This window comes from Rhodococcus sp. UNC363MFTsu5.1, from assembly GCF_000686785.1.
Classification (GTDB): Bacteria; Actinomycetota; Actinomycetes; order Mycobacteriales; family Mycobacteriaceae; genus Rhodococcus_G; species Rhodococcus_G maanshanensis.
This window is the reverse complement of record NZ_JMLO01000034.1, coordinates 1-23280: the sequence shown is the minus strand read 5'-3', so window position 1 is coordinate 23280 and position 23280 is coordinate 1. Positions and strand designations below refer to the sequence as shown.

The window sequence follows — 23280 nt, the reverse complement described above, 5'->3', positions numbered from 1 at the left end:
TGCCGCGCAGCGCACTGCCAATCGCTTTCCACCGCTGCCCGGCACTGTCTGTGGTGTCGGACGGACCGACGCTTCCACTGAAGGAGAGACAGATGCGCAACACCACCATCAACGAGATCCCCGCGGCAGGCGCCGAGCTCAACGAGGCCCAGCTCGCGGCCGTCTCCGGCGGTATGCGTGACCGCGGCCGCTCCAGCAAGGTCATCGACGTGGTCGACGGCTGGACCGGGACCGACGCCGACTTCTGATCGGTCACCCACACGGGAGGCAGGGGGGCGCGGTGCGAACCGCGCCCCCCTGCGCGCCCTCGGGACGTACACGAGGAGCAATCGCCATGCCACAGCCCGCCGCCCACATCCTGGTCCTGACGCAGCCCGGTGACGCCCACGCCGACACGGTGATGGGCCTGCTCCACGCCGCGGGCGCCCGGGTCACCGTCTTCGATCCCGTCGAATTCCCCTCCGCTGCGGCGCTGTCGGTGCGTTACGCCACCGACGGCCGGCGCAGCCGCGGGCTCGTCCGCGACGGTGAGCGGGTGGACCTGGAATCGATCGACGCCGTCTGGTTCCGCCGCCCGCAGGACCCGCGCGCGCACCCCACCGTCACCGACCCTGCCGTCCGCGAGTACGTCGAGCAGGAATGCGAGTCCTTTGCCTCGGGACTCTGGGACGACCTGGATGGGCTCGCCGTGCCGGGCACCAGGTCCGCGATCCGGCTCGCCGGACGCAAGCCGGGGCAGCTCGGCCTCGCGGGACGGCTCGGCTTCGAGCTCCCGCCGACGATCATCACGACCGACCCCGACGAGTTCCTCGACTTCTGGGACGAGAACGAGGGCCGGGTCATCACCAAGCCCTTGCAGCGACCCTGGCTGGTGCGCGGCGACGAAAGCCACGCTCGGATGGCGGAACTCGCGACCACCGTCGACGTGGCCTCTGCCGAGGCGATGCGGCTGTGTCCGCTGATCGTCCAGGGCTACGTGCCGAAGCGGGTGGAACTGCGGGTGACCGTCGTCGGTACGACCGTCTTCGCCGCCGAGATCCACAGCCAGGAGAGCAATCACACCCGTCTCGACTGGCGCTGCTACGACCCGTCCGCGACCCGGTACGCCGTGCACGACCTCCCCGCCGACGTCGCCCGGCGCTGCGTACTCCTGGTCGGCGAGCTCGGTCTGCGGTACGGCGCAATCGATCTGATCGTGACCCCGGACGGCAGGTACGTCTTCCTGGAGATCAATCCGTCGGGCCAGTGGCTGTGGATCGAGGACGCCACCGGGCTGCCCATCTCCGCCGAGCTCGCAGCGCTGCTGTTGAGCTCAGCCGACCGTCACCTCCCGCAACGAACCCTCGGAGCCACCTCATGACCGCACCGACCCCGACCCTGCTCGCCGAGGCGCTGAGCCTGCTGGTGCAGCTCAACGAGTCCTCGACGCGGCCCGACCCCCGTGAGGCCCTCGCCCCGCTGCGCGCCCGGCATCCGCGCACCCGGATGCGGCTGCTCCGGCACCGCGAGGCGCTGGACGATTCCATGCAGTACGGCCTGCTGCTCACCGAGACGGGAGTGGGCACGGCCACCCTCTCCTGGGCGCCCGAGCGTGCCATCCCGTGGTCGCTGCGCGGGACCCAGCGCACCGCCGAATCGATGCTGTTGCGGGTGAACGGGGAGGCGCTCGCGATCGAGGAGGCGATGGCCTACCTCGACGTCATGTGGGAGCGGACCGAGCTGCTGGACCGGCTGATCTCGGTGTGCCTGATCAAGCAGGAACTCGCCGAGAATCCCGTGCGGCTGGCGCCGGGCGTGCTGCAGGACGCCATGGACGCGTTCCGGCGGGCGCGCGGGTTGCTGACGGTGGCGGATACCGAGCGCTGGATGCGTGCCAGGACGCTCAGCCATGCGGCGCTCGAGGAGCTGGTGGAGCGCGAGGCGGCCATCGCGGAGCTGAAGCGGCGGGTCGTGGCGGACCGCGGGCAGGCATGGCTGGCCGAGAACGTCGGCGCCCTCGATCGGGCACGCGTCGCCACCGTGCGATTCGCCGAGCGTGCCGAGGCCGAGCGGTTCCTCGATCTCGTGCGGGCGCGGATGGTCGACGGCGGGGAGCACGCCGTGCGCGCGTTCGGCGCCGCGGCCGCGGCGGAGTTCGCCGCCTCGGCCACGCTCACGGGCGTCGAACTGACCGAGGTGGTCAGGTGCGAGCTACCCGAATCTCTTGCGGGGCCGCTGTTCCTGGCCGAACTCTCGGAGGTGCTCGGTCCCGTGCCGGACGAGCCGGGCTGGCGGGTCGTGCAGGTACTGGCGCGAACTCGGGCGGCGTCGGACGCACGGGCCGATCGGGCGGTGGCGGAGGCGGTGTTCGCGCAGTGGCTGGCGGAGCGGCGCGAGGTCGCTCAGATCGAGTGGTTCTGGGGCGACGCCGCCAAGACACCGACCGGCGCGCCGGTGCACCGGCCGTGACGCGGATAGTCCCCGTCGCCCAGAACGGGATGTCGGACTGCGGTGCGGCGTGCCTGACGATGATCCTCCGGTACTTCGGATCGCACCGCACCGCGGCCGAGGTGGGCGAGGAACTGGGCGCGGGACGGGACGGGTTGACCGCGTTGGCCCTGGTGCAGGCCGCCCGCGGGTACGGACTCGGCGTGCGCGCGCTGGGTGGGCCGGCGCAGATCGTGCTGAGCGGCGAGGTGACCTTGCCTGCCGTGGTGCATTGGCGCGGAGACCATTTCGTGGTGGTCGAGCGGGTCGGGCCGACCTGGGTGCACATCGTGGATCCGGCCCGAGGCAGGCGCAGGATCCGGCACGACGAGTTCGACGAGGGCTATGCCGGGGTGTTGCTGGAATTCGAGCGAGGGTCGCTCGAACCGCACCGGTCCGATCGCGCGCGGGCGCCGTGGCGCCGGGAGTTGGCCTCGCTCCTGCTGCGCGGACGACGCGGCCTGATCGCCCGGATCGTGCTCGCCTCGGCGGCGTTGCAGGCGTTGGGGATGGCCCTGCCGCTGTCGTCGGCCGTCCTGGTGGACCGGGTCATACCGGACGATGATCGGAGCCTGCTGCTCGTCGTGATGCTCGCGGTTGGCGCCGCGTGCCTCGGCTACCTCGGGGTCGGGCTGGCGCGGAGTGCGCTGTTGGTCCTGTTCCGCAGCCAGGTCGACGCGGAGGTCACCGCGACGCTCGTCGAGCGGTTGCTGCGGCTGCCGCTCGGGTACTTCCTCAGGCGGGGGACCGGTGATGTGGTGCAACGCATCTCATCGGTGGGTGCGGTACGTGAGCTGGTCACGGGCCCGGTCGTCGCCGCCCTCCTCGACGGGCCACTCGCGCTCGGTTACCTCGCGGCGGTGTACTGGTGGTCGCCGCTGGTCGGCCTCTGGCTGACCGGTTTCGCGGCGGCGTCGGTCGGCCTCATCGCGCTGAGCAACCGCCGGGTGGTCGAGCTCGGGCAGCGGGAGCTCGCCGGGCAGGCCGCCGCCGAGGGACAGCTGATCGAGGCGGTCGGCGGGATCGAGACGGTGAAGGCCTCCGGCGCCGAGACCGCGGTGCTGACGCAGTGGTCGCGACTGTTCGCCGCGTCGGTGCACGATGCCGCGCGCAGCGGCCTGCTGCAGGGTGCGCTGGACGCGGCGCTCTCGACTCTGCGGGTCGCGGCCCCCGCGGTGCTGATCACCGTCGGTGCGACCCAGGTGATGTCGGGGCAGCAGACGCTCGGTCAGATGATCGCGCTGAACGGGATCGCGCTGGCCGCGCTTGCACCGATCGGTTCGCTCGTCGGCACCCTGCAGCGGCTCCAGGTGGCGGGCGCGCATCTGCGGCGGATCGGCGACATCCTCGAGGCCCCCGCCGAGCAGCACGACCTCGACGTCACGGTTGCGCCCGCGCTTCGTGGATCGATCTCGTTGCGGGGAGTGGGGTTTCGGTACGACCCGCGCTCGGAGTGGGTGCTGCGCGACCTCGATCTCGAGATTCCGGCGGGGGCAACGGTGGCACTGGTCGGACGCTCCGGATCGGGCAAGAGCACTCTCGCACGCCTGCTGCTCGGACTGTTCCCGCCGACCGAGGGATCGGTGCACTTCGACGGCATCGACTCGGTTGGTGTCGACCTGAGGTCGCTGCGCGCCCAGTTCGGCGTCGTCACGCAGGAGTGCGTGTTGTTCACCGGGAGCATCGCCGAGAACATCGGGCTGTGTCGGCCGAGGGCAGGGCGGGACGAGATCATGGCGGCCGCCCGGGTGGCGTGCCTGCACGACGAGATCGCCGCGATGCCGATGGGCTACGACACCCTGCTGCGCGAGGGGGCGGGGCTGTCCGGCGGTCAGCGGCAGCGGCTGGCGTTGGCCAGGGCGGTGCTGGCGGACCCGTGCATCCTCCTGCTGGACGAGGCGACCAGCGCGCTGGACACGAGAACGGAGGCGGCTGTCGCGGGCAATCTGTCCACGCTGCGTCAGACCCGCATCATCATCGCGCACCGCCTGAGCACGGTGCGGGAGGCGGACGTGATCCTGGTGCTCGAAGGCGGTCGGATCGTGGAGCGGGGCAGGCACGACGAACTCGTCGGCGCGGGCGGCGCGTACGCCGATCTGGTTGCGGGGCAGACGATCGAGGCCGCCCCGGCAACCTGATCCGGGCTACTTGGCGGGAGCGGCGGCGGGGGCGGCGACGGTGAACATGCCGACGGTCGGCAGCACCACACAGGTCGCGTCCGCGTAGGTGACCGTGCCGAAGAGTGCGGCGGCCACGTTGCCGGGGCCCGAGTCGACGACCTTCGACAGCGACGGGGTGCCGAACTCGGTGACACCGTCGATGGGGGCGATGCCGCTGGCACCGGTGCTGGTGTTGACCCACACCGCGGTCAGACCGGAGCCCTTCGCTACGCCGGAGACCCGGGGCGAGGCCTGGAACCGGATCTGGCCGGCCTTGAGGTCGCCGCCGCTGCTGGCGGAGGCTCCGGTGAGCGTGATCGGGACGCCGGGGCCGCAGCCGATCGTCGGCGAGGTGAACGCGAACAGGCCGAAGGAGCTCGCGATGTTCGTGGTGACGAGAGGAGAGTTCACGAGGACGTCGACGGCGGCGCTGTTCGCCTCGGAGTTGGCGGCGGCCTTGCGGAGATCCTGGATGCCGTCCGACTGGGGGTCGGCGCCTGCGGTGCCCGCGAACACGAGGGTGGCGGTCGCGCCGATGGCGAATGCGGCGGTGGTGCGACGTGCCAGGTTCTTGCCGTTCACTCAATGCTCCTCGTGTCGTGTGCTGCTCCGAGGAGAAGGTACCGGATAACCGGGCACCCGGCGAGAGATGATTTCACCGCCAGGACAACGTGGTCCGTTCAGCGCGCGGGCGTGAGCGGCTGCTCCCCGAGCGATTCCCGGATCGCGCCGATCAGTGCGGCCTTCTTGTCGTTGTATCGGGTCCGGAACGCGTCCTGGTCGGTGACGCCGTCGATGGTGGAGTCGGTGACGAATCCGAAGAGGGCGACGGTCGCGCCGACCACGGGGCCGGGGGCGCAGATCCGGAGTTCGTTCGCCATCGCGTCCATCTCGACGATGGACCGGGCCAGTGCCTTCAGTTTCGGGTCGTCGGACTCGAGAGACTCCTCGAGGTCCGCCTCGGCGAGCACGGCGTGGTCGACCTCGACGATGCTGTTGTGTGCACGGTCGGCCGCGGCGAGGAAGCGCACGTAGGTGGACCGGGCCTGCGGGTCGCTCGCGATCGCGCGGGCAGGTTCCGGGGTGGGCGACGACCTGCCGCGCCGGACGGCGAAGACGCCGAGCAGGATCCCGACGATCATCGACAGCGGTACCGCCCACCACGGTGCGGTATCGGAGCTGAGGGCCTCGACCAGCGAGTTCACTTGCCGATCCTAACAATCGGAGACCCGAATTCCGGTGAGCGACGGGCCGCGACACGCGATCGCTAGTGCAACCAAAGGATTGCATTGATCGAGGACGAGTGCAACCATTGGGTTGCAGCTTTGCGGGCAACCCAACAGGAGGAGATCGAGATGACGTCGACAGGGCAGGCAACCGTGGACGAGGGGCGCTACGTCGTCAGCAGGACCGTGGTCATCGACGCGCCGCGCGATCGGGTGTGGCAGGCGCTGACCGAGCCGGAGCACATCGCGAAATGGTTCGGCCAGCGTGCGGTCATCGACTCGCTCACGGTCGGGGCCAGGGGCGTCTTCAGCTGGGACGAGCACGGCGACATGCCTCTCGAGATCATCGAGGTCGACGAGCCCGACCACTTCGGGTACCGCTGGGGCCAGGCGGGCGACCCCGACCTGATCCGCGGCACGGACGTGCGATTCACGCTCCGCGAGCTCGGCGGCTCCACCGAACTCACCGTCGTCGAGACCGGATTCGACCGGGTCAGCGACGTGGAATCCGAGCGCCGCGACGCGCTCGAGGGCAACCGTCAGGGCTGGAACGCCGAGCTGGACGAGCTGGTGGCCTACCTCGAGGCGAAGGCGGCATGACCGCCGGGGTCCCGGCGCCGACTCGCGTGTTCGCCGCGCTCGCCGACGACACCCGCTGGGACATCCTGGTGCTGCTCGGCGAGGCGGACCTGTCGGCGTCCGCGCTCGCCGATCGCCTGCCCGTCAGCAGGCAGGCGATCGCGAAGCACCTCGCGGCGCTCGAGGCCGCCGGGCTCGTGGAACGCGTCCCGGCGGGCCGGGAGGTGCGGTACCGGGCGATCGGCGCCACCCTCAGTGCGGTCGGCAGGCGGCTCGAGGCGATCGGCGCGCAGTGGGACGCCCGGCTCTCCGAGATCAAGCGAATCGCCGAGGCGCTGTAGGCCTGTCGGCTCAGGCGTTGCCGACGGCCTCGCGCAGGTAGGCGAGGTCGTCGGCGAGGCCGTCCGCCGGGGTCTCGAGGATGACCGGGGCCTGAGCGGCGAGCACGACGGCCGCGAGCACCTCCGGGTCGATGGTGCCGTCGGTCAGGTTTGCGTGCCGGTCCCGCGCGGAGTTGAACTCGTCGCGGGAATTGTTCAGGTGCACCAGGTCGATGCGCCCGGTGATCGCCTTGATCCGCTCCACCACGCCGACCAGTTCCTCGCCACCGGCCCACGCGTGGCAGGTGTCGAGGCAGAATCCGGCGCCGAACTCGCCGACCTGGTCCCACAGCCGGGCGATGTCGTCGAACCGCCGCGCCATCGACGACTCGCCGCCCGCGGTGTTCTCGATCAGGATCGGCACCTCGAAGCCGCCCTTGTCGGCCTGCCGCTCGAACAGCTTGCGCCAGTTGTCGAACCCCGCGGCGGGGTCCTCGCCGTCACGGACATGCCCGCCGTGCACGACAAGGCCGATCGCACCGAGGTCCGCCGCGGCCTTCGCCTGGTCCGCCACCGACTTGCGGGAGGGGATCCGGATCCGGTTGTTCAGGCTCGCCACGTTGATGACGTACGACGAGTGGACCACGACGTCGATCGCGCTGTCGCGGATCTGCTCGGCCCTCGGGTGCGGGGTCAGCTTGTTCCACTTCTGCGGGTCGGTGAGGAACAGCTGCACCACCTCCGCGCCGAGCCGCTCACCTGCCCCGATGGGATCGTCGTCCTCGCGTACGTGTGCTCCGATGCGCATGGTTACCAGGGTAGGGCCTCGGGCGGGTTGTCGTTCCGATGGCTAGAGTCGTCGGGATGCCGAGGCCGACCGCAGGAAGCGCCGCACCCGCTGGCAGGGATCGCACACTCGCCCAGGTGTACCGACGATTCGGTGAGGTCGACGCAGCCGAGACATCGCCGCTGTATGCGCGCGTCGCCGTCGCGCTGAGCGAGTCCGCCGAGGCGCTGCGTGCCATCGAGGCGGCGCCTGCGCGCAAGCGGCACCCAACGGTGATCCTCGCCGCGCTGCACGACCTCGCCCTCGCCGGACGTGCCCCGGCGCTTGCCGCGGCCTATGCGGCCGGGGACGGCGACGCCGCCGCTCGCGCCGCGATCGACGCGCTGCTGCGCATGACCGACTCGGTCGTGGCCATCGTCGCGCGCAGGAAGGTGCTGACCGACGAGACCGGACACGGCCCCGTGCTCTATCCGGCCATTGCCGAGGCGGCGCGCCGGACAGGCGCGAATGCGGTCGGGTTGATCGACGTGGGCTGTTCGGCCGGGCTCGATCTCAACGTCGATCGCGTCGGCATCACGTACAGCAACGGACAGACGCTTGGCGACCCGTCATCTCCCGTGCAGCTGTCGTCTTCGGTCGTGGGAGACCGGCCCATTCCGGCGCGGGCGATGCCGGAGGTCGTCGCCCGGGTCGGCATCGACCTCGATCCGATCGACGTGACCGACGCGGACGACGCCCGATGGTTGCGCGCCTGCCTCGGGCCGGACCAGCCGGAGCGGGCCGCGAGGCTCGACGCGGAGATGGCGTTGACGGCGACGGCCCCTCCGCTGCTGCTGCGAGGCGACGCCGTCGAGTTGATGCCCGACGCCCTTGCCCGGGTCCCCGCGGACGCCCTGCCCGTCGTCACCACGACGTGGGCGTTGTCGCACCTCTCGCTCGAGAGCCGCCTGCGCTTCCTGCACCGCCTCGACGAAGCGGCGGCGGGCCGGGCGGTGGCGTGGGTGTCGGCGGAGGGGGTCGGGGTCGCGCCTGCGATACCGACACTCGGCGATCGCCGCGCCTCCGGCCACAGCATCATCGGCCTTGCGGTGTTCGACGGGCCGGCCCTGCACGCCGAGGCCATCGGCCGCTGCTGGTCACGGGGTCGCCTGCTGGCGTGGCTGACAGGAAGCCGGCACGCCTCCAACTCCGCCCCCTGAACCGGGGACGCCGAGCGGCGTCGGGGGTTAACCTTCGCGCATGTCTCCTGCGTAGCAATCGAGGCCCGCAGGCTGGGCATCAAGTACGTGTGGGTGTACGTCGTGCTGTCGATCGTGATCGCGATCAGCGTGATGTTCCCGCTCTTTCTGATCGCTCGCGAGCGGCGCCTGTCGGAGACCTCGGGCACGATGGCGACGTGAGCACCGGCTGTCGCGGTCGGACCGCACCCTGAGCGAAAGATCAGGGTGGTCCCTGATGGTGCTCGTATAACTGCTCCGACCAGACTGATGCGGTCGCAGTGTCAGCCCAGCCCCAGGACGAAAGGCAGTCATGAGCTCGCATGCCCTCGGCGCCGTCGCGGTGTCAACCGAAACGCCGGCCCCCACAACCCTCGCTGCCCGCGCGCAGAACCTGAACAAGACGTACGGCTCGGGGGACACCCAGGTCCGTGCGCTGGACGGGGTGTCGGCCGACTTCGCCCGCGGCGAGTTCACCGCGATCATGGGGCCGTCGGGGTCAGGCAAGTCGACGCTGATGCACTGCCTGGCCGGGCTGGATTCCGCCACCTCGGGCTCGGTGATGATCGGTGACACCGAACTGACCACCCTGTCCGACAAGCAGATGACGCAGCTGCGGCGCGACCGGATCGGATTCGTCTTCCAGGCGTTCAACCTGGTTCCGACGCTCACGGCGCTGGAGAACATCACCCTCCCGCTGGACATCGCGGGCCGCAAGGCCGACCCGTCCTGGCTCGACAACGTGCTGACCCGGCTCGGGCTCAAGGACCGGCTCGACCACCGGCCGAGCGAGCTGTCCGGCGGCCAGCAGCAGCGCGTCGCCTGCGCGCGGGCGCTGGCCGGTCAGCCGGAGATCATCTTCGGCGACGAGCCAACCGGGAACCTGGACTCGCGCTCCTCCGGCGAGGTGCTCGCCATCCTGCGCGCCGCGGTCGACGAGTTCGGCCAGACCGTCGTGATCGTCACGCACGATCCGCGGGCCGCGAGCTACGCGGACCGGGTGGTGTTCCTCGCCGACGGCCACATCGTCGACGAGTTGCGTGACCCGACCGCGGAGACCGTTCTGGACCGGATGAAGCGGCTCGACACCGTCGCCGTCGACGTAGAGGGCTGAGACATGGCCTCACCCATGCGCAAGGTCTCGCTGCGAAACCTCGCGGCGCACAAGGTGCGTCTCGCGCTGACCGTGCTCTCCGTCGTCCTCGGCACCGCCTTCGTGGCCGGGTCGTTCGTGTTCACCGACACGCTGCAGAAGACCTTCGACGGACTGTTCGCGGATGCGGCCAAGGGCGTCGACGTCCGGGTCAGCGGCCTGGAGAAGGGGTCGAGCGGGGTGCCGCTGGCCGACCTCCCGACGCTGGAGGCCGTCGACGGGGTGCGCGCAGTCGTGCCAGCCGTCGACGGCCCGATCGTGCTGCTCGGCGCCGACAAGAAGCCCATGCAGTCCGGTGGAGCGCCCAGCATCGGGCTGTCGTACATCCCGCCGGAGCAGGCGCTCGGCGACCCCGACGAGATGGTCGCGGGCGCGCCGCCCGCCGCTCCGGGCCAGATCGCACTCAACGAGGGCGCGGCACGCAAGGCCGGTCTCGCGGTGGGGGACCGGACCCAGGTGCTGGTGCCCACGAGCGGCGTCATCGACGTCACCGTCACCGGGATCTATGAAACGCCCTCCGACAGCGGTGGATTCGTCGGTGCGTTGTTCGACGGTGCGCAGGCGCGCGAGCTCTTCACCGACGGTAGCCACGTGGACTACATCGACGTCGCTGGCAGCGGGGTGTCTCAGTCCGAGCTGCGCGACCGCGTCGCCGCCGCCCTCCCGGACCTCAAGGTGGACACCGGCGATCAGGTTCGCGAGGACGTGAAGGCGGAGGTGAGCTCGGCGCTCAGCTTCATGAACTACTTCCTGCTCGCGTTCGGCGCGATCGCGCTGCTGGTCGGGACGTTCATCATCTACAACACCTTCTCGATGATCGTGGCCCAGCGGCTGCGCGAGCTCGCGCTGCTGCGGGCGATCGGCGCCAGCCGCAAGCAGGTTGGGCGTTCGGTTGTGCTCGAGGCGCTCATCGTCGGCCTGCTCGGCAGCGCGCTCGGCATCGCCGCGGGCGTCGGCCTCGCCTACGGGCTGCGGGCGCTGCTCAACGGGTTCGATGTCGGCTTGCCGTCTGGGCCGTTGCAGCTCGAGCCGCGCACCGTCATCGTTGCCCTCGCCGTCGGCGTGCTCGTCACGGTGGTCAGCGCCTATGCACCCGCGCGCCGGGCGGCCAAGGTGCCGCCGGTGGCGGCGATGCGGGAGGAGTTCTCCTCCACTGGTGACTCGCTGCGCGTGCGGACGCTGGTCGGCGCGATCGCGGCGGTGGTCGGCGGCGTGCTGCTGCTGGTCGGTTCGCGCGGTACCGGCGGCGGCGCGGCCACGACGGTCGGCCTCGGCGCGGCCGCGTTGATCGTCGCGGTCCTGCTGGCCGCCCCCGCGCTCTCACGCCCGGTGGTCGGCGCGCTCGGCGCGGTGCTGGCCAAGCCGTTCGGTCCGGTGGGCCGGCTGGCCCGCACCAACGCCGTGCGCAATCCCCGCCGCACCGCGGCGACCGCGTTCGCGTTGACCCTCGGGCTGATGCTGGTGTCGGTGATCGGGGTGTTCGGGGCGTCCGCGAAGGAGAGCGTGAATTCCCTGGTGGACACCGGCGTCAGTGCCGACTACATCCTCCTCGGCCCGGACGCGATGGGTGTTCCCCTCGGGGCGGCGGCCGCGGCAAAGGAGGTGCCCGGCGTTGCGGATGCGGTCGCGCTGCACGGCGTTTCGGTGAAGATCGACGACGAGGCGCAGATGGGCACCGCTCTCAGCGGTCAGCTCGACGGTGTCCTCGACTACACCCTCGTGGAGGGGTCGGCCGAGCTGTCGGGCAGCAACATGCTCGTCTCCGAGACGACCGCCGCCGAGAAGGGGTGGCGGCTCGGCTCGCCGGTCGTCCTGACCGACCGCGACGGCGAGCAGGTGACCACCAATGTCACCGGTGTCTATGCCGACTCCCAGCTCCTCGGCGACTGGGTGGTGCCCGAATCGGTGTACGAGCAGGTGACCCCGGCCGCGGTCAGGGCGGTCTGGGCGGTGCTGATCGAGGCGCAGCCCGGCGCCGACCTGGCGGCGATGCGCGGCGATCTGGCGGCGGCGACGGACAAGTTCCTGGTGGTGCAGGTCAAGGACCGGGAGGAGTTCAAGGGCAGTCAGGGCAAGCAGATCGACACCCTGCTGGCGGTGCTCTACGGGCTGCTGGCGTTGGCCATCGTGATCGCGATCCTCGGCATCATCAACACCCTCGCGCTGTCGGTGGTGGAGCGGCGCCGCGAGATCGGAATGCTCAGGGCCGTCGGCATGCAACGGCCGCAGGTGCGCCGCACCATCTATCTCGAGTCGGTGCTCATCGCGGTCTTCGGTGCGGCGGTCGGGGTGCTGCTCGGGCTAGCGTTCGGTTGGGGTTTCGTGAGCACGCTGGCGGATGAGGGCCTCGACGTGATCGCGGTGCCGTGGGGACAGGTGGTGGCCATGCTGCTCGGCTCCGCGGTGGTCGGCGTGCTGGCCGCCCTGTGGCCGGCCGCGCGGGCCGCGCGGACCAAGCCGCTGGAGGCGATCGCCGGGGTGTGATCGCGGAGCGGCCGGGCTGGTCGTCGATGTCAGTGCTCGATGTCGACGACCAGCCTGGTCGGGTCGCTCAGCGTGGACACCGTGAACGGGTGCCCGCCGGACTCGAGCCCGATGAACGCCTGGGTGGTCCCCTCGAACACCCCGGAGATCCGGGCCTCGGTGACCAGCTCGGTGCCGTTTCCGGGCAACGGGCTCGGCCCGTCGTACTCGGCGACGCCGGTGTCGAAGGGATAGCCGCTGCCGGTGATGAGGACCTCGAGGATCGCCTCGCCCGCGACCGGCATCACCTCCCCGCTGCCCTCCTGGACGGCCTGGTCGACATAGCGGACCGACCAGCCGGGGACGCCGGTGCCGCCCAGTTCGTAGACCACGCGGTCGTAGCCGTCCTGGGCGCCGACGCGCAGGCCGGAGACGGTCAGGTGCGCGTCGTCGGACGCGTCGGCCCGTTGGGGGTCGGTGCTCCAGGCGGTGTTCGGGGTCGTCGACATGAGCGTGGCGCCCGACGCGGATGTGGCAGAGTCCACCGGTGCCGCGGTGACCGACCCGGAGGTGGTCGCGAGGCCGTCGCTGCCGTCGCCGCAGCCGGTCAGCGCGAGCACCCCGCCCACCGCGAGCACCCCACAGAGCGCCGCGAGCCGCGGGCGGGCCGTGTTCGGGCGGTTCATGATTCCGGCATTTCGGAGGAGTGGTGGTTCACGATCAGCCATTTGTCGTCTCTCTTCTCGTACACGAACGTGTAGCGGGCATCGACGGTCTCGGGAGTGGCCTCGGGCTTGCTCAGGGTGAACCGGTACACGCCGGTGTCGATCGCGTTGTCCGCATCGAGCACGTTGACGACGGACTGCTCGATCACCGCGCTCGGCTTGCTGGGCAGGAAGCCGGTGAAGTAGTCGACGATGCCGGCGCGGTCCGTGCGGACCGTATTGGACACCGTCGGGAGGAGCACCGCGTCCGGGGCGTACAGGTCCGCGACCGCCTCCGGGTCGCCGGTCGCCAGCGTCTCGTTCCAGGTGTCGAACAGCGCGGCGACCTGCTCAGGCGACGGCGGGTCATCCTGCGCGTCGCCGGAGATCGGGTCCGCGCATGCCGTGAGGGCCGCGATCGCGCCCGCGGTCAGTGCGATGGATCGAACGGTGGACTTGTGCATCGCGGCACCTGATTTCCTCGCTCGTCGGGTGATGGATTCGCCGTGCTACCTCACCACCAGATCGTGGTCGGTGGCGCTGAGGGTGATGGCTGCGATCTGTTTGCCCCGCATCCAGTCCCGGACGAAGCTCTCCAGCGCGGGATCGTCGCCGCGGGAGTCGAACGCGTCGCGCGGGACCTCGACGGCGCCGACGAGATGGCGCGGCTCACCGTCGAGACCGGGAGCGCGCGTGTCGAACAGGCGCAGCCCGTCGGCGGTGTGCAGCACCACCGGGATCTCGGTGCCGTCGGGTGCGGTCACCGTTGCCGGCCTGCTGGTGGCCGCTGGGTCGAAGTGCGGCACCGAGATGCGGTAGCCCGACGGTGCGGCGTGCGATCCGACCGCGTCGAGCATCCGCGGGTCGACGACCGAGTAGGGGAACCCGATGTCGATCAGGACCTGCCCGTCGATGCTGCCGTCGCGGGCGGGCAGGTTCCCCGACAGGTGCCACGGCGCGGGCGGGGCCAGGGTGTCGTTCGACCGATCCGCCGACGGGTTGTCGACGGGTGTGCCGAGGCGCGCGGCATCCGTGCGGGTGAACTCCCAGTCGGGCGCGGTCAGATTCTTGTGCCAGAACCCGGTGGCGCCGTCGCGGCGACCCTCCACCCGCAGTTCGCGCTGGCCAGGGCCGGGCCCGATGGAATTCACGCTGATCGCCGAGGTGATCTCGCCGGGGATCTTGGGCTGATGGATCCAGTCGGGCGCGGGCAGTTGGATCGCGGCGGTGCTGCGGTCGAGCAGTTCGGCGATGATATTGGGGGCGGTTGGCTTGCCGGCCTGGCTGTCCCAGCTGTATCGGAAGAAGACCGAGTCCGAGCCCGACGAGTCGAAATCGAAGCTGCGGGTGTACATGTCGCCGTACCTGTTCATCACGAAGGTCGTCGACCCGGCCGCGGACAGCGAGATCGACTTGAACCGGCCACCGAGCGGGCCGCCGATCTCGTAGCTGTCGTCGTTCGGCAGCCACGGGTCGGCGAAGGTGATGCGGCTGCCGTCGCCGGTGAGCGCGGGGAGCATCGTCATCTTCCCCAGCCCCACATAGTGGATTCGTCCCGCGATGTCGGTGAAGGTCTGGTTGTCCCACGGGGACGAGACGCTCAGCGCCCAGCCGTTCCCGTTCTCGCCCGGAAGTTGTTGTCCGGGAGCGAACCACAGCGGTGAGCCCCACGCGGATGTCCAGTTCCACAGGATCGGGTCCTGCGAGGCGTTGTCCATCGTGTAGATCCAGCCGTTGTCGTCGATGGCGACCAACTCGTCGTCGTCGACGGAGATCCCGATCAGTCGGCCTCGCAGGCATTCGGGCATCGGGACGTAGCGCCACGGTTCGGCGTCGGCACCCGTCGATCGGGGGCGGGTGAGCAGGTCCCGGCCGACAAGGGCGAAATCGGAGAACCGGTTGAACTGTGTGGTCGGCGTGCGTAATTCGACGCTCGCGGGGGCGGACTGTCCGGTGAACACCGGCAGGTTCGTCAACCCGAGCCTGCCGCCACTCGACGGCGCACCCGGCGGCAGTTGCGCGGTCCCGAACGGCACGCAGGCGGCGGGCTGGCTCGGCGGAGTCGCGGCCGCGGCGACCGGGACCGGCCACAACAGGCCGACCGCGGCGATGCCCCACAACCGCTGCAGCGACGGGCGAATCCGGCGTGTGTTTCCACGTTCGGGTGGTTGCCTCACCCTATGAGTTTCGCACCTGGTCCCGGGAAGTAGTGGCAATAATCGCGGGTGGGCCTGTCTAGCTCTTGGCGTGACGGGGCAGCAGTTCGACCCCGTTGATGGTGTGCACGGTCCACCGCTGCCCGTCGTGGCTCATGGTGCTGATGCCCGCGTTGCGAATCCGCGGTGAGCGCGCCGAGTGGACGGAGTCGAGGACCGCGCGGATGACCCCACCGTGCGTGACCGCGATGATCGCAGACCCGGGGTGGCGTCGGGCCAGGTCGTCGACGGCGCGGAGGCCGCGCTGCGCAACCGCGGGCTTGGGTTCGATATCGGGATAGCGGCCGTGCGGCCAACGGTCGTAGGCCTCGTAGTCGGTGATGCCCTCGGCCTCGCCGAGATGGCGTTCGGCCAGGTCGTGGTACGCGGCGGAGCGCTCGATGCCGAGCCGTGCGCCGATGATGTCAGCGGTCTCGGTTGCGCGCGACAGCGGCGAGCTGACCAGCAGATCCCAGGTCCGGTCTGCAAGCGCGTCGGCCGCCCTGTGCGCCTGCGCGCGGCCGGTGTCGTTGAGTGGGATGTCGGAAGAGCCCTGCAGGCGGCGTTGTGCGTTCCACTCGGTCTCGCCGTGCCGAATCAGCGCCAGGTAGGTCATGGTCGCCGCAGACTAACACCGGTTGGGGCGAGCGGTGCTGTGCGACTGGGTGATTCGACGGCACGTGTGCCCTCCGCTCGACATGGAGGGCACACGGCCGGCCGGGGTCGGTTCCTGCAGGGATACCGCTCCTGGCCGGTCGAAGCACAACGCCTCGATTTCTGGAACAGTGGAGTCCTGGAACTCGAGGAGGCTCGATGTCGGATGACCCGCAGGTCCCGGGCGAATTCGAGACCGCGGCGCAGCGCCGCGAGCGCATCTCGCTGCAGGTGCGGCGGTGGAGCGAGGACGCGTGGGTCGATGCCCGGCTGCCGGTGCTGTCCGACGAGGCTGCGGTCCTGATCGCGGCCGGTCACCTCGATTCCGCCACGCGCGAGATCCTGGCCGAGCGGCGGCGGACGGGCCGGACGATCCCGTCGATCGGGGGCTTCGGCGCGCTCCGACGACTCACCGACGAACAGGCCCGGCTCGCGGGGCGGGCGGCGGAGCTGCGGCCGGGGCCGGTGCAGGCGGTGTTCACCTTCCGGGCGGCCGAGGTCGCCAAGCGGCTCGCTCACCTGCGGGCGGCCCTGGTGCTGTCCGCCACGCACTACGCGAGCGGGGTGCGGGCGATCCGGCGGGAGCGACGCGACGGGGTGCATCTCGAACCCGACCAACGGGAGGCGCTGTTCGCCGCGTTGCAGCGGACCCCGGTGCCCGTCACCTCGGGGGAACGCCCCGTCGACCAGGTGCGGAACGCGACCCTGGGCGCGGCGGCCGAGCGGGTCGCCGCGCTCACCGAGAGCACCCCGCTGGCCGGCGTCGGTCGGCGGGCCGCCGAGGCCCTCGCGCAGGGCGCCGCGCCCGAGGGCGAGCGGTTCGCGGATCGCTACGACACGCTGCTCTACCTGGCGGGCACGCTCTACGACCGGATCGACGGGTCCTCGGCCTGGCATTCGGAGCACTTCCTCATCCAGCGCGCCCAGCTGGACCTGGCGGACGAGCTGATCCAGATCGCCGCCGACACCGTGGCGCTGCGGGGGATCACCGCCGAGCTCGCCGCGGCCATGCAGTCAACGCGGGGCGAGGGCGCCCGCGCCCAGATCACCGCGCGGCAGACGGCGCTTGCCCCGGTGTGGGGTCAGCTGGTCGACCGGGTCGCGGCGCTGGCCCGCATCGGGGACCTGCTGTCCCAGGCCGAGGACCAGCTGCAGACGATCGCCGCGGTGCAGCGGACGATGAGCCTCGATTCGAGGATCGACGACCTCATCGCGCGCTCGGGCAACCGGGAACTGTCGGCGGAGAACACCCATCATGTCGGCGACCAGTTCGGTGGGGTCGAGGAGCTGATGGGGACCTATCAGAGCGTCCTGTACGGGGACATCCTGGCGCTGACCTCGCGCGCGGACCCGGGCCGCGGGCGGGACTGACGGTCAGGCGGTGGCCGCGACGAGGCGAAGGGCCAGTTCGGAATACAGCTCCGCGACCTGATCCGGTTCGCTGAAGCCGCCGCCGGGGAACCACCGGCACACATCGACGCAGAGCGAGGTGATCGCGAGGGTCACCCCCTCGACGTCAGGGACGACGAACGAGCCGTCCGCTGCGCCTGCCTTGACGATCCGCTTGACGATCCGGTTCACGTCGCGGCGGAGCCCGATGATCGTGCGGTAGTGCTCGGGTGAGAGCGCGGTCAGCTCGTACTGGACCACCCGTCCGCGCGCGTGGTGTTTGGCGTGCCACCGCGTGAAGGCGCCGACCACCGCTCGCAGCCTCGCGGCGGGTGGCGAGTCGACGGGATCGGCGTCGGTGAGCAGTTCCACGCACCGCTGGTGGCCCTCGTAGCTGATCGCGTAGAGCAGCTCTTCCTTGGACTTGTAGTGCGGGTACATCGCCGCCGGGCTCAGGCCGAGGCGGGCGGCGATGTCGCGGGTGGTGGTCCCGCCGTAGCCGTTCTCGGCGAACGCCTCCACGGCCGCGGCCCGGATCCGCGCGGCGGCCTTGGAGCTGCTCACCACGGCGGGGGTCTCCGCCGTCACCGATTCGCTCACCTTCGCCTCCGCTTCCCGTTCGACCTTGACAACACCCGCCGGCGGGACAAGTATAAGCATGCGCTTAGGAAATGAGCGTGCGCTTAGTTCTGCGGTGCGCGCTCTCGGCTCGCCCCGTCCGCTTGGACCGGCCGGGGTTCGGCGATCTGACACAGAAAGCACACAATGAACCTGAAACTCACCGACGAGGAACTCGCCTTTCGCGACGAGATGCGCACGTTCTTCACCACCCAGGTCCCGGCCGACATCCGTGAGCGCGCCGCGCGCGGCGGTGAGCTGACCGCCGAGGATTTCAAGACCACCCAGGCGATCCTCAACGCGAACGGGCTCGCCGTGCCGAACTGGCCGGTCGAGTGGGGCGGCCGCGACTGGACGCCGGTGCAGCGTCACATCTGGCTGGACGAGATGCAGCTGGCGTCGGTGCCGGACCCGCTGGCGTTCAACGCCGACATGGTCGGACCGGTCATCGCGGCGTTCGGCTCGCAGGAGCAGAAGGAGCGGTTCCTGCCCGCGACCGCGAACCTCGACATCTGGTGGTGCCAGGGCTTCTCCGAGCCGGAGGCGGGCTCCGACCTGGCCTCGCTCAAGACCCGTGCGGTCCGCGACGGCGACGACTACATCGTCAACGGTCAGAAGACCTGGACCACGCTGGCGCAGCACGCGGACTGGATCTTCTGCCTGGTCCGGACGGACCCGAACGCGCCGAAGCGGCAGGCGGGCATCTCGTTCCTGCTCATCGACATGAAGACCCCCGGCGTCACCGTCCGCCCGATCAAGCTGATCGACGGCAGCTATGAGGTCAACGAGGTGTGGTTCGAGGATGTCCGCGTCCCGGCCGAGAACCTCGTGGGCGAGGAGAACGCCGGCTGGGGATACGCGAAGTTCCTGCTCGGCAACGAGCGCACCGGCGTCACCCGGGTCGGCACCTCCAAGGTGCGCCTGGCCAGGGCCAAGGAGCTGGCGGCCCAGACCAAGGTCGGCGACGGCACGCTCCTGCAGGACCCGCTGTTCGCGGCGCGCCTGGCGGAGCTGGAGAACGAGCTGCTCGCGCTCGAGCTGACCCAGCTGCGGGTGGTCGCGGGCTCGGCGGACGGCAAGCCCAACCCGGCGTCCTCGCTGCTCAAGCTGCGCGGCTCGGAGCTGCAGCAGGCCACCACCGAGATCCTCATGGACGTCGCGGGCCCCGATTCGCTGCCGTTCGGGGCGGCCGACATCGACTCGCCGGCCTGGGCGCAGCACGCCGCCCCGACCTACCTGAACTACCGAAAGGTATCCATCTACAGCGGATCGAGCGAGGTGCAGCGCACCATCATTGCCTCTTCGATCCTCGGATTGTGAGGCGCCGCAATGGACTTCGAACTCAATGACGAACAGGTCATGCTGCGTGACACGACCCGTGAGCTGCTCAGCCGCAGCTACGACGCCGAGAAGCGCAACGCCGTCACCGCCACCGAGCCCGGCTGGAGCCAGGACGTGTGGAAGAGCTTCGCGGAGATCGGCCTGCTCGGGCTCCCGTTCGCCGAGGAGGACGGCGGGATGGGCGCCGGACCGGTCGAGACGATGGCCGTGATGAACGAGATCGGCCGCGCGCTGGCGCCGGAGCCGTACCTCGCCGTGCTGGTCGCCGGTGGGCTTATCGCCGACGCCGGCTCGGCCGACCAGCGGGCGCGCTACCTGCCCCGGGTCGCCGAGGGCACCGTGCTGCTGGCGTTCGCGCACGACGAGCCCGGTAGCCGGTGGCCGGCGACCGCGGTCTCCACGACCGCCACCGCGCGGGGCGACGGCTGGGTCCTCACCGGCCGCAAGAACCCGGTGCTGCACGGCGACTGCGCCGACACCCTGGTCGTCAGCGCGATCCTGCCCGGCGGGGGAGTTGGCCTGTTCCTGGTCGATGCCGCCGCCGAGGGCGTGACCCGGCGCGGCTACGCCACCCACGACGGGCTGCGCGGCGCCCAGATCGAGTTCACCGAGGCGCCGGCCGAGCAGCTCGGTGACGGCGGTGACGTCACCGCCGCGATCACCGCATCCGAGGTGCGCGTGCAGGCCGCCCTGTGCGCCGAGGCGGTGGGGGCGATGGCGGAGACGCTGCGGCTGACCACCGAGTACCTCAAGCAGCGCAAGCAGTTCGGTGTCCCGCTGGCGAAGTTCCAGACTCTGACGCAGCGCGCGGCGGACATGTACGTCTCGCTGGAACTGGCGAGCAGCATGAGCCTGTACGCCACGATGTCCCTTGCGGACGGCGTGAAGGACCCGACGATCGCCTCGCGGGCCAAGCTGCAGATCGGACGGGCCTCGCGGCACATCGGTCAGGAGGCCATCCAGATGCACGGCGGTATCGGCATGACCGCCGAGTACCCGGTGGGGCACTACGTGTCCCGGCTCGTCGCGATCGAGCACACGCTCGGCAGCGCCGACGACCACCTGCGCGTGCTGGCAGGAACCGTCGCCGACCACGAGATGGTCAACGTCTCGCAGTAGCCATGACGCCGAGAGCCCCGTCGACCTGTGCGGTCGGCGGGGCTCTCGGCCGTCGAGGGTCAGCGGCTGAGCTTGGTGCGCATCATCATCACGTTGTAGTCGGACCACGTGGTGGCCAGGAAGTACAGGTTCTCGCCCTCCGACCAGGGGTGCATGTACGCGCCGTACAGGCCGGGCACGGTCGCGCTGCTGACCAGCGTTTCAGGCGCGCTCCACGGCCCGGTCAGCACCGGCGCGGTCCGCATCACCAGCGCGTTCGACTGGTTGGAGTACAGCGCGATGAACTTGCCCAGGTAGGCGCTGTACTGGACCGACAGCTCGCTGACCCGGCCGTCCAGGACCGGCACCGCGACGGCCGGGTTGCCGACCACCCAGCCGGCGCCGTCCCAGTACTCGTAGCCGGCGACGTTCAGGATCGAGGCCTCAGGGGTGCGGGAGAGCCGGGCCTGCCCGGACCGACCCGACGGCGTGCCGAAGTTGTAGACGAATCCGTCGTGCTTGACGAAGGCGCCCATCTGGAAGTTTTGATTTCCGGTCGCCGGGAGATTCGCCCGTGACAGGGCGTCGTCGAGGACATTCAGCCGGATCGACTCCGGGCGCGGCGTCCATGTCTCGCCATTATCGGTGGAGGAGGCGATCTGGGAGTAATTGGTGACCCATTCGCCGGGCGCCGCCCAGCTGCGGATGGACATGTAATTGATGTACTGCGCCCCGTTGACGGAGATTCCGGTGGTCGGGATGACGGTGTGTTCGACGCCGGGGATCTTTTTGCTCGGGAGGAATTCCTTCGAGTGGTTCGGCCGGTCAAGGGGAGAGCTGTCGATGCTCATACCGTCGCTGAGGTCGCGATCGGAGCTGCGGAAGAGCACGTTGCTCCGCCAGTCACCCACCAGCCCTTCGCACAGCGGAACCTGGCTCAGTCCGGTGGTGTCGCCGAACGCGGTGAGGACCTGGCCCGCGCCGTTGTCCCACATGATGCCGAGGTCGGTGCCGACCACGTTGAACCGCCTGGCGGTGTCGTTCGGGCCGTTCATGCCGGTGACGTGCTCGATCGCCTGGGTCTTGCCCTTGAGATTGGGGAGCCGCCCGTCCTGACCGTTCAACCACGGGATCGGATTGCCCGCGCCGCCGGTGCTGCCGAACCCGCTGCTCCCGCCGCTGCCGGTACCGCCGCAGAACAGATCCACCGCCGCGGCGGGAGCGCCGACGGCGAGTACCGCGGTCGACGCCATCGTCGCGGCGAGGGACAACATCACGAGCTTGGGGGAACGGGTCATCGGGTGGGCCTTCCCTCTTGATTCAGCGCAACGGCCGCATGAGAATCGCGGCCGCTGACAATCTAACGAAGCCGGAGAAAGGTGGTCGTGCCCTTGGATAACCGTTAGGACAAGACTTCCGAATTGTCCCCGGCTTCGACAAAGGTCTCGATTTGGATAACGACGCCGCGCCTACCGGGATTGTCGTCAATCCGCCGCTAGCGTTTCGTGCGGAAATGCGGCTCAGGAGTCTTACGCCCCCGAGATGCGTAATTCTCGACGAAGCAGTGACCAGCTGGCGGCTCGCGTGCGAGACGCCGAAGAACTTCCGAGTAGGTGTTCGAGCATGACCACAATCAACCCTCCCGCCCTCAAGACCCTCAGTGCCTGTGTCTTCGTGACCGGACTCGTCGGCGCCGCCATCGGCATCTATGGCCTGGATGTCGAGGCCGCCGTGCTGTGGCTCATCGTCGCGTCCGTCTCCGGGCTCTACCTGCTGAAACTGCGGGCGGAGTCGCAGGGCCGACTCGAACGCCCCGCGCGCTCGCGTCGCACCACCGCCTAGCACCCCGCGGCAGCGCACGCACCTAGCCTCGTGTGATGCGGACTGTGGGTGTGGACCTTGCGGCGGAGCCGGGAAAGACCGCGGTCGCGGTGATCGCGTGGTCCGGAGGTGCGGCGACGCTCGAGAGCCTGCATCTGGGTGTCGGCAACGCCGAGATCGTCGAGGCGATCCGAGGCGCCGAGCGAACGGGGATCGACTCGCCGTTCGGGTGGCCCGAGGCCTTCGTCCGATTCCTGAACGAACACGACACCGGCACGCTGCAGGGGACCAACGACCTGGAGAGCAGGGACGGCCGCCGGCCGTTGGCGATGCGACGTACCGATCTTCTTGTCCGTGCGTCGACGGGGCTGTCCCCGCTCAGCGTCTCCGCCGATCGCATCGCACATGTCGCGTTCCGCTGCGCGGGCCTGCTCGCCGAGCTCCGAGGCAGTGGCGTCGAGGCCGGCCGGGTCTCGGGCCGCGCGGTCGAGGTGTACCCGGCGGCCGCCCTGCTCGGGTGGGGCCTGCCCGCACGCGGATACAAGGGGCGGGTCAACCGGCCGGCACTCACCGACCTCGTCACCGGGTTCGCCGGGGCGGCGCCGTGGCTGGACCTCGGGGAGTGGGAGTGGCTGTGCCGGGAATCCGACGACGCCTTCGACGCGGTGGTGGCCGCCGTCGTGGCACGCGCTGCCGCGCTCGGCAAGACAGAGCTGCCCGCGGACGCGGATCGGGTGGTGGCGGAGCGGGAGGGGTGGATTCACCTACCGAATTCGCCGCTGGCAACGCTCCGAGGCGCGCGAATTTGAGAGCAAGAATCCGATCACCGCGTTTGACCAGGCGTTTTGGTGTTCTGGGGTTTGTCGCGTAACTTTTGTCGAGTCAGAGCGACACGGACACCGACCCGGCCGAGAGGCGCGGGACACGAGGTTGGACGTAGGCGCCTGGTAATCCTAGAAGTTGTAGCCGGTTTCGATCGGTTCAGTCTTCGACTGCCTTCTGAGTCTGGTGGGGCCGGTTTTGACCGGGTCTGCTCGATGAGATAGGCTGGAACAGTTGCCCCGGAGCGGCCGAGAACGTGTTTCTCGGT

Annotated in this window: 23 protein-coding genes and 1 pseudogene; 15 read left to right on the top strand and 9 right to left on the bottom strand. The window is 70.2% G+C overall.

Features of this window, described 5'->3' with window-relative positions; all coding sequences use genetic code 11:
• Window positions 1–92: 92 nt before the first annotated feature.
• The 4 genes from BR31_RS31275 (at window position 93) to BR31_RS29705 (ending at window position 4604) form a co-directional block, all read left to right on the top strand.
• Window positions 93–248, top strand: coding sequence for a putative ATP-grasp target RiPP (locus BR31_RS31275; RefSeq protein ID WP_072754273.1), 156 nt, complete (start codon window positions 93–95; stop codon window positions 246–248).
• A gap of 86 nt (window positions 249–334) precedes the next feature.
• A complete protein-coding gene (locus tag BR31_RS0122185; RefSeq protein WP_037177786.1) occupies window positions 335–1360 on the top strand; it encodes an MvdC/MvdD family ATP grasp protein in 1026 nt (341 codons plus the stop codon).
• Complete coding sequence (locus BR31_RS0122180; protein WP_027502903.1) at window positions 1357–2448, top strand: TIGR04500 family putative peptide maturation system protein; 1092 nt, start codon at window positions 1357–1359, stop codon at window positions 2446–2448. The genes BR31_RS0122185 and BR31_RS0122180 overlap by 4 nt, the downstream gene beginning before the upstream one ends.
• Entirely contained in the window at window positions 2445–4604 is a 2160-nt protein-coding gene (locus BR31_RS29705) for a peptidase domain-containing ABC transporter (protein WP_231496662.1), read from the top strand. The genes BR31_RS0122180 and BR31_RS29705 overlap by 4 nt, the downstream gene beginning before the upstream one ends.
• A 6-nt stretch (window positions 4605–4610) precedes the next feature.
• Here BR31_RS29705 and BR31_RS29700 read toward each other — a convergent pair whose 3' ends face one another.
• The gene (locus BR31_RS29700; RefSeq protein ID WP_051637647.1) at window positions 4611–5207 is read right to left on the bottom strand and encodes a hypothetical protein; all 597 of its coding nucleotides are present in this window, start codon (window positions 5205–5207) and stop codon (window positions 4611–4613) included.
• Between the two features lie 98 nt (window positions 5208–5305).
• Window positions 5306–5830 (bottom strand): hypothetical protein, encoded by a 525-nt coding sequence (locus BR31_RS0122165; protein WP_027502902.1) that lies wholly within the window; start codon window positions 5828–5830, stop codon window positions 5306–5308.
• Window positions 5831–5980: 150 nt separating this feature from the next.
• On the opposite strand from BR31_RS0122165, the gene BR31_RS0122160 reads away from it, so the two are divergent.
• Both BR31_RS0122160 and BR31_RS0122155 read left to right on the top strand, forming a co-directional pair.
• A complete protein-coding gene (locus tag BR31_RS0122160) occupies window positions 5981–6451 on the top strand; it encodes an SRPBCC family protein (protein WP_051637655.1) in 471 nt (156 codons plus the stop codon).
• The gene (locus BR31_RS0122155) at window positions 6448–6771 is read left to right on the top strand and encodes an ArsR/SmtB family transcription factor (protein ID WP_027502900.1); all 324 of its coding nucleotides are present in this window, start codon (window positions 6448–6450) and stop codon (window positions 6769–6771) included. Before BR31_RS0122160 ends, BR31_RS0122155 begins: the two co-directional genes overlap by 4 nt.
• 10 nt (window positions 6772–6781) lie before the next feature.
• On the opposite strand, the gene BR31_RS0122150 is transcribed toward BR31_RS0122155, so the two are convergent.
• Window positions 6782–7558, bottom strand: a complete 777-nt coding sequence (locus BR31_RS0122150; RefSeq protein WP_027502899.1) for a deoxyribonuclease IV — start codon at window positions 7556–7558, stop codon at window positions 6782–6784.
• A 56-nt stretch (window positions 7559–7614) separates the two neighbouring features.
• Between BR31_RS0122150 and BR31_RS0122145 the strand changes: the two genes are divergently transcribed.
• From BR31_RS0122145 to BR31_RS0122130, 4 genes and pseudogenes are all read left to right on the top strand, one after another.
• On the top strand, window positions 7615–8736 hold the full coding sequence (locus tag BR31_RS0122145; RefSeq protein ID WP_051637646.1) for a DUF2332 domain-containing protein: 1122 nt from the start codon (window positions 7615–7617) through the stop codon (window positions 8734–8736).
• A 54-nt stretch (window positions 8737–8790) separates the two neighbouring features.
• A pseudogene (locus tag BR31_RS32500) lies at window positions 8791–8937 on the top strand (DUF2834 domain-containing protein); the annotation flags it as partial.
• Between the two features lie 130 nt (window positions 8938–9067).
• On the top strand, window positions 9068–9868 hold the full coding sequence (locus BR31_RS0122135) for an ABC transporter ATP-binding protein (RefSeq protein WP_051637645.1): 801 nt from the start codon (window positions 9068–9070) through the stop codon (window positions 9866–9868).
• A gap of 15 nt (window positions 9869–9883) precedes the next feature.
• Entirely contained in the window at window positions 9884–12391 is a 2508-nt protein-coding gene (locus BR31_RS0122130; RefSeq protein WP_442970238.1) for an ABC transporter permease, read from the top strand.
• A 29-nt stretch (window positions 12392–12420) separates the two neighbouring features.
• On the opposite strand, the gene BR31_RS0122125 is transcribed toward BR31_RS0122130, so the two are convergent.
• From BR31_RS0122125 to BR31_RS0122110, 4 genes are all read right to left on the bottom strand, one after another.
• The gene (locus BR31_RS0122125; RefSeq protein ID WP_051637644.1) at window positions 12421–13056 is read right to left on the bottom strand and encodes an AMIN-like domain-containing (lipo)protein; all 636 of its coding nucleotides are present in this window, start codon (window positions 13054–13056) and stop codon (window positions 12421–12423) included.
• A complete protein-coding gene (locus BR31_RS0122120) occupies window positions 13053–13538 on the bottom strand; it encodes an SgcJ/EcaC family oxidoreductase (protein WP_027502894.1) in 486 nt (161 codons plus the stop codon). Before BR31_RS0122120 ends, BR31_RS0122125 begins: the two co-directional genes overlap by 4 nt.
• Before the next feature lie 45 nt (window positions 13539–13583).
• Entirely contained in the window at window positions 13584–15167 is a 1584-nt protein-coding gene (locus BR31_RS0122115) for a hypothetical protein (protein WP_037177799.1), read from the bottom strand.
• Window positions 15168–15309: 142 nt separating this feature from the next.
• Entirely contained in the window at window positions 15310–15885 is a 576-nt protein-coding gene (locus BR31_RS0122110; protein WP_027502892.1) for a histidine phosphatase family protein, read from the bottom strand.
• Between the two features lie 197 nt (window positions 15886–16082).
• Here BR31_RS0122110 and BR31_RS0122105 point away from each other — a divergent pair, with 197 nt between their 5' ends.
• Entirely contained in the window at window positions 16083–17294 is a 1212-nt protein-coding gene (locus tag BR31_RS0122105) for a hypothetical protein (RefSeq protein WP_027502891.1), read from the top strand.
• Between the two features lie 3 nt (window positions 17295–17297).
• Here BR31_RS0122105 and BR31_RS0122100 read toward each other — a convergent pair whose 3' ends face one another.
• Window positions 17298–17879 carry a TetR/AcrR family transcriptional regulator gene (locus BR31_RS0122100; protein ID WP_037177795.1) on the bottom strand — a complete coding sequence of 194 codons (582 nt, stop codon included), beginning with the start codon at window positions 17877–17879 and terminating at the stop codon, window positions 17298–17300.
• Between the two features lie 198 nt (window positions 17880–18077).
• Here BR31_RS0122100 and BR31_RS0122095 point away from each other — a divergent pair, with 198 nt between their 5' ends.
• Both BR31_RS0122095 and BR31_RS0122090 read left to right on the top strand, forming a co-directional pair.
• Entirely contained in the window at window positions 18078–19250 is a 1173-nt protein-coding gene (locus BR31_RS0122095; RefSeq protein ID WP_027502889.1) for an acyl-CoA dehydrogenase family protein, read from the top strand.
• Between the two features lie 9 nt (window positions 19251–19259).
• Window positions 19260–20390, top strand: a complete 1131-nt coding sequence (locus tag BR31_RS0122090) for an acyl-CoA dehydrogenase family protein (RefSeq protein ID WP_027502888.1) — start codon at window positions 19260–19262, stop codon at window positions 20388–20390.
• A gap of 59 nt (window positions 20391–20449) precedes the next feature.
• Here BR31_RS0122090 and BR31_RS0122085 read toward each other — a convergent pair whose 3' ends face one another.
• On the bottom strand, window positions 20450–21667 hold the full coding sequence (locus BR31_RS0122085) for a DUF4185 domain-containing protein (protein WP_027502887.1): 1218 nt from the start codon (window positions 21665–21667) through the stop codon (window positions 20450–20452).
• A 325-nt stretch (window positions 21668–21992) separates the two neighbouring features.
• On the opposite strand from BR31_RS0122085, the gene BR31_RS0122080 reads away from it, so the two are divergent.
• Window positions 21993–22211 (top strand): hypothetical protein, encoded by a 219-nt coding sequence (locus BR31_RS0122080; RefSeq protein ID WP_027502886.1) that lies wholly within the window; start codon window positions 21993–21995, stop codon window positions 22209–22211.
• Between the two features lie 35 nt (window positions 22212–22246).
• The gene (locus BR31_RS0122075; protein WP_027502885.1) at window positions 22247–22999 is read left to right on the top strand and encodes a DUF429 domain-containing protein; all 753 of its coding nucleotides are present in this window, start codon (window positions 22247–22249) and stop codon (window positions 22997–22999) included.
• Window positions 23000–23280 lie beyond the last annotated feature (281 nt).

Bases quoted from the DNA above. Each gene is read 5' to 3' on its own strand.
- BR31_RS0122130 (WP_442970238.1), top strand. From the start codon at position 9,884: ATGCGCAAGGTCTCGCTGCGAAACCTCGCGGCGCACAAGGTGCGTCTC.
- BR31_RS0122110 (WP_027502892.1), bottom strand. From the start codon at position 15,885: ATGACCTACCTGGCGCTGATTCGGCACGGCGAGACCGAGTGGAACGCA.
- BR31_RS0122125 (WP_051637644.1), bottom strand. From the start codon at position 13,056: ATGAACCGCCCGAACACGGCCCGCCCGCGGCTCGCGGCGCTCTGTGGG.
- BR31_RS0122075 (WP_027502885.1), top strand. From the start codon at position 22,247: ATGCGGACTGTGGGTGTGGACCTTGCGGCGGAGCCGGGAAAGACCGCG.
- BR31_RS0122135 (WP_051637645.1), top strand. From the start codon at position 9,068: ATGAGCTCGCATGCCCTCGGCGCCGTCGCGGTGTCAACCGAAACGCCG.
- BR31_RS0122095 (WP_027502889.1), top strand. From the start codon at position 18,078: ATGAACCTGAAACTCACCGACGAGGAACTCGCCTTTCGCGACGAGATG.
- BR31_RS0122085 (WP_027502887.1), bottom strand. From the start codon at position 21,667: ATGACCCGTTCCCCCAAGCTCGTGATGTTGTCCCTCGCCGCGACGATG.
- BR31_RS0122145 (WP_051637646.1), top strand. From the start codon at position 7,615: ATGCCGAGGCCGACCGCAGGAAGCGCCGCACCCGCTGGCAGGGATCGC.
- BR31_RS0122160 (WP_051637655.1), top strand. From the start codon at position 5,981: ATGACGTCGACAGGGCAGGCAACCGTGGACGAGGGGCGCTACGTCGTC.
- BR31_RS0122105 (WP_027502891.1), top strand. From the start codon at position 16,083: ATGTCGGATGACCCGCAGGTCCCGGGCGAATTCGAGACCGCGGCGCAG.
- BR31_RS0122155 (WP_027502900.1), top strand. From the start codon at position 6,448: ATGACCGCCGGGGTCCCGGCGCCGACTCGCGTGTTCGCCGCGCTCGCC.
- BR31_RS0122180 (WP_027502903.1), top strand. From the start codon at position 1,357: ATGACCGCACCGACCCCGACCCTGCTCGCCGAGGCGCTGAGCCTGCTG.
- BR31_RS31275 (WP_072754273.1), top strand. From the start codon at position 93: ATGCGCAACACCACCATCAACGAGATCCCCGCGGCAGGCGCCGAGCTC.
- BR31_RS0122150 (WP_027502899.1), bottom strand. From the start codon at position 7,558: ATGCGCATCGGAGCACACGTACGCGAGGACGACGATCCCATCGGGGCA.
- BR31_RS0122120 (WP_027502894.1), bottom strand. From the start codon at position 13,538: ATGCACAAGTCCACCGTTCGATCCATCGCACTGACCGCGGGCGCGATC.
- BR31_RS0122090 (WP_027502888.1), top strand. From the start codon at position 19,260: ATGGACTTCGAACTCAATGACGAACAGGTCATGCTGCGTGACACGACC.
- BR31_RS0122185 (WP_037177786.1), top strand. From the start codon at position 335: ATGCCACAGCCCGCCGCCCACATCCTGGTCCTGACGCAGCCCGGTGAC.
- BR31_RS0122080 (WP_027502886.1), top strand. From the start codon at position 21,993: ATGACCACAATCAACCCTCCCGCCCTCAAGACCCTCAGTGCCTGTGTC.